This window comes from Tunicatimonas sp. (assembly GCF_049647865.1).
Taxonomy (GTDB): Bacteria; Bacteroidota; Bacteroidia; order Cytophagales; family Cyclobacteriaceae; genus Tunicatimonas.
This window is the reverse complement of sequence record NZ_JBARYM010000818.1, coordinates 1-3,849: the sequence shown is the minus strand read 5'-3', so window position 1 is coordinate 3,849 and position 3,849 is coordinate 1. Positions and strand designations below refer to the sequence as shown.

The 3,849-nt window shown below is 44.5% G+C and carries 5 protein-coding genes; 1 reads left to right on the top strand and 4 read right to left on the bottom strand.

Features of this window, described 5'->3' with window-relative positions; all coding sequences use genetic code 11:
- The first annotated feature begins 155 nt into the window (after positions 1-155).
- Positions 156-440 (top strand): hypothetical protein, encoded by a 285-nt coding sequence (locus WBA23_RS23650; protein ID WP_424584744.1) that lies wholly within the window; start codon positions 156-158, stop codon positions 438-440.
- A gap of 461 nt (positions 441-901) precedes the next feature.
- On the opposite strand, the gene WBA23_RS23645 is transcribed toward WBA23_RS23650, so the two are convergent.
- The 4 genes from WBA23_RS23645 to WBA23_RS23630 form a co-directional block, all read right to left on the bottom strand.
- Positions 902-1,351: a hypothetical protein gene (locus WBA23_RS23645; RefSeq protein ID WP_424584743.1), complete on the bottom strand. Its 450-nt coding sequence runs from the start codon at positions 1,349-1,351 to the stop codon at positions 902-904.
- A 71-nt stretch (positions 1,352-1,422) separates the two neighbouring features.
- Complete coding sequence (locus WBA23_RS23640; protein ID WP_424584742.1) at positions 1,423-2,130, bottom strand: hypothetical protein; 708 nt, start codon at positions 2,128-2,130, stop codon at positions 1,423-1,425.
- Complete coding sequence (locus WBA23_RS23635) at positions 2,127-2,819, bottom strand: hypothetical protein (protein ID WP_424584741.1); 693 nt, start codon at positions 2,817-2,819, stop codon at positions 2,127-2,129. Before WBA23_RS23635 ends, WBA23_RS23640 begins: the two co-directional genes overlap by 4 nt.
- Positions 2,816-3,610, bottom strand: a complete 795-nt coding sequence (locus WBA23_RS23630; RefSeq protein WP_424584740.1) for an ABC transporter ATP-binding protein — start codon at positions 3,608-3,610, stop codon at positions 2,816-2,818. Before WBA23_RS23630 ends, WBA23_RS23635 begins: the two co-directional genes overlap by 4 nt.
- Between the last annotated feature and the right edge of the window lie 239 nt (positions 3,611-3,849).

Sequence of the window (3,849 nt, the reverse complement as noted above, 5' to 3'; positions counted from 1 at the left end):
CGGAGGAACCTGCCAAAGCAGGCATAGATCCTTACAACAAGTTAATAGACCGGGTACCAGATGACAACTTAATCAGCGTAGATTTAGATTAGGCAAATCGTCTGATAAATGGTGAAATGTTATTAACTGCAATTGCTCTTGCAGAACTTTACATTATGAACCACGCTTATTGTTATTACTGTATGACTGCCATTGAACTAAAAAGTCGAGTTTACCAGCAAATAGCCGAATTAGGCGAGCCGCAATTGAAAAAGCTGAATAAGCTACTGAATAAGGAATTTTCTTCACAATTTACGGGGCCTACCCGAACTGATAAAAAGCGACCTTTGGGTAATATGAGTGACAAGATCTGGATGACTGGTGATCGGGATTCTGATGAAGTAAATGAAGAAATTGCTCGATTGATTAACGATGGCCCCGTCTTTCCTGAAAAGGATTGATGCGTTATCTGCTTGACACTCATATCTTCTTGTGAAGCCTCCGTGAACCAGAAAAGCTTTCTTCCGAAGCTTGCGCTATTTTGGAAGATACCGAAAAATATTGTGTACGTAAGTGCAGCCGTGAGTTGGGAAATTTCTGTAAAACGCGCAACGGGAAAACTCGCTTTCACCGGAGATATTCCTAATATTTTAGAGCAACAGTCATTTGAGCCTCTACCGATTAACCACTGACATACAACCGCACTGGGTCAGCTTCCGGCTATTCATCAAGACCCATTTGATCGAATTATGATTGCTCAGGCAATGGTAGAGGACCTAAAACTCATTACGCGAGACACCACCGTATTGAAGTATAAAAATATAAATTTGTTGAAGGGTTAACTTTTTCCGGTCACACTTTTTATTAACAAAGACTTCGATAAACCCGCCCGGCAGTTACCCACCGAGCGGTATAAGATCAGCTATTGAAGACTAACTTCTAATACGGCCTCTTTCTCATCTGAAGACTTGCCTATTGCTGGATAAGGTAACACATCTTTTAAAATTACGCTGTACGTTTGAGTTGCCATAGCCACTGAGGCGGTATCCTGCTCAACAAATCCTGCGTATTTGTCAAAATCCAAGTGGCAGTCGCCGATGCATAGGTCCACCATCTGAGCATCACTACCTTCTGATATGGTTAGCTGCACCTGAGCATTTCCCGCGCGAACGCATTCAACGCCCTGGGGGCAACGACCATCACTAATACTCTGAACTACGATCTTCAAACTATCGGACTGTCCGGTAATTCTGGTCTCTTTACCAACTTCCAACTGAAAAGTACGACCAATCTCAGCGGAGATTGATTCTGAATCTGACTGGCATCCTATCAACCATAATAGGCTAAGAATACTTATAAAGGTGTTTTTCATATTTACGGATTAATTTGTACTTAATAGATGATAAGTATTGGCAAAACGTTGGAATGAAAATATATATATTTTTAAAACACCCTCCGCTCAAAAACCCTTGCTAGAACGAATAGTACCGCACTATAAACAGCCAACCCCACCAGATAAAACAGCCAAAAGTTACCACCGTAGGCAACAGCTTCCACGCTGCGGAACGACCAGTAGGTGGGAATGATGGCGAAGCCTTCCAGAGCATTATATTCCAGAAAATAGCGGAGGATAGGGAGATTGAGTACAAGGTTGAAGATTTTGAACTGGGCCAAGCCCTCCATTTTGTTACGGGCAAAGGTAGCCGTCATCAGGGCAAGTAGCGGAGCAATCAGGCTGTACTGAACCGCTAGTAAAATCGCTTTGTCAAATGAGATAGCTACCAAATCCCCAAATTCTAACAGCAGTAGATTTACGATGATAGAGATCATTACCCCGGCAGCTAGGCGCAGGAGTACGAAGGTTCCGGCCGAAATGGGGGCTACTCGTAGGGCACTGAAAACGTTCTCGTCCTTTTCTTCCAGAAACAGAAAGCCGCTGATGAAACCAAACATAGTAGCCGACTGCATACAGGCCCACATCAGAATAACTGGGTGGTAGGGTTCAATTATGGGGTACTGCTCGCTGAGGTAAGGCACCAAAAATTTTACGATCGCTAGCGCAATGAGCGGGAAGAATAGCAAGCCCTTCAGCAGCGGTTCACGGAAAGTGATGCGGAAGTCATTATGGCTGATGAGCAGTAGTTGTTTCATGACCAGATGTGTTTGCGGAACGAAGCTCGGGCCAGATAGTAGCTTCCCACTACCGCCAGCGTACCGTAGCCGTACGCGTAAACTAATTCCATCACTGATATATCTTCAAACGTGGCTTGCAGTAGCAATATGCTGGGGTACGACGGAATGGGGTAAAACCAGACCGAAGGAGCAGCCCCGAAGAAAGGGATAAATGGTAGAGCGGTGAGAATTAGCAGCGGAATCATCCGTACCAGAAACTGATTGAACGAATTGGTTTGTGCTACCACCCAGCCACCCAGAAAAATATAGAATAAGCTAGCTCCAATTACACCCGTCACAAAGTGAACGTACTGAAACTGCCAACCGTAGCCCGCCCAGGCCATCATCAGCGAAGTGCCCAAAGCTACCAGGGTTAGCGAAATTGCCTTCGACCATAGATAAGTGTCCGTAGACAACGGTGAAACGGCCAGTGCCTCCAGCGTATGCTGATCCTTTTCAAACAATACCAGTGCGCCGATGAACATCAGTCCGGTTACTACCGGATCGTTATAGATCAGCAGCACCAGCAGTTTCTCCAGATTGCCCAGATCTTTCAGTAAATAAAATACCCCCAAGTACAATCCTGCCAGCGCCAATGAAATCACAATCAGCTGATTACGGTGCAACAGTAGCAAGTCCCAGCGGAGTAGGTTGGTTAGTGCTTTCATACTAGTCGTTGTCCGGTGAGTTTGATAAACACATCCTCCAGCGTAGCTTCCTCCGAATGGATAGTTTTAATATTATTCTCCCGGAGGATCGCTAGAAACTCTTCGTTTTGGCCTAATGTATCCAAAGAGTACTCAAAGGCGGTTCCGTTTTCCTGAGCTTCTACCCGTACTTTGCGCTTTCCGTGCTGCAACTTTAGCGTAGCCGGACGATCTAGGGCTTTAATCTCGCCGTCAATAATTAGGGCAATGCGGTCGCAGAGAACATCGGCATCGTACATGCTGTGGGTAGTAATAAATATTGTTTTTCCCTGCGCCCGTAAATCCAGGATAATATCTTTGATGATTTTACCGTTCACCGGGTCCAGACCCGAGGTAGGTTCATCCAGAAACAAAATATCCGGGTCGTGCATAAATGAGCGAATGAAGTTCAGCCGCATCTTCATTCCCTTAGAGAAATCCGAAACTGGTTTATCGGCATCTTCTCGCAACCCTACTTTATCCAGTAATTTGTAGAAGTCGGCGGGTTTCTTTTCGTAGAAGTTGGCGAAGAACTGTAGGTTCTCCAGTGCCGTCAGCTTCAGATAATGATTGGGTAGCTCGAAGCTCACACCAATACGCTGGTAAAAGTCCTTGCTCCACTCACTTAGGTTGCGCCCCTGTATCTGTACCTGACCATCGTAGCCGTCTAATAATTTGTACAGAATTTTTTGAGTAGTACTTTTTCCGCTACCGCTGGGCCCTAGAAAACCAAAAATCTCTCCGGCCTCAATAGCAAAGGAGATACCTTTCAAAGTGAGACTTTGATTTTTGGGATTCGTGTACCGCAGGTCATTTACCGTAATCATTATACTAATTCAAAGTGGATTATGGAAAATTGATAAGTATTTGATTATCAACATTTTATTATTTGAATAATGTGTAATTCTGAATCTATATTGATATGAGTGGTTCAAAATTAAGCAGGTAGATTCCCTGAGAGTCGCGCTCATTTTCACTGTTAATTGCTCGGCGACCCGGTTTCCATTATCAA

Bases quoted from the DNA above. Each gene is read 5' to 3' on its own strand.
- WBA23_RS23645 (WP_424584743.1), bottom strand. From the start codon at position 1,351: ATGAAAAACACCTTTATAAGTATTCTTAGCCTATTATGGTTGATAGGA.
- WBA23_RS23635 (WP_424584741.1), bottom strand. From the start codon at position 2,819: ATGAAAGCACTAACCAACCTACTCCGCTGGGACTTGCTACTGTTGCAC.
- WBA23_RS23640 (WP_424584742.1), bottom strand. From the start codon at position 2,130: ATGAAACAACTACTGCTCATCAGCCATAATGACTTCCGCATCACTTTC.
- WBA23_RS23650 (WP_424584744.1), top strand. From the start codon at position 156: ATGAACCACGCTTATTGTTATTACTGTATGACTGCCATTGAACTAAAA.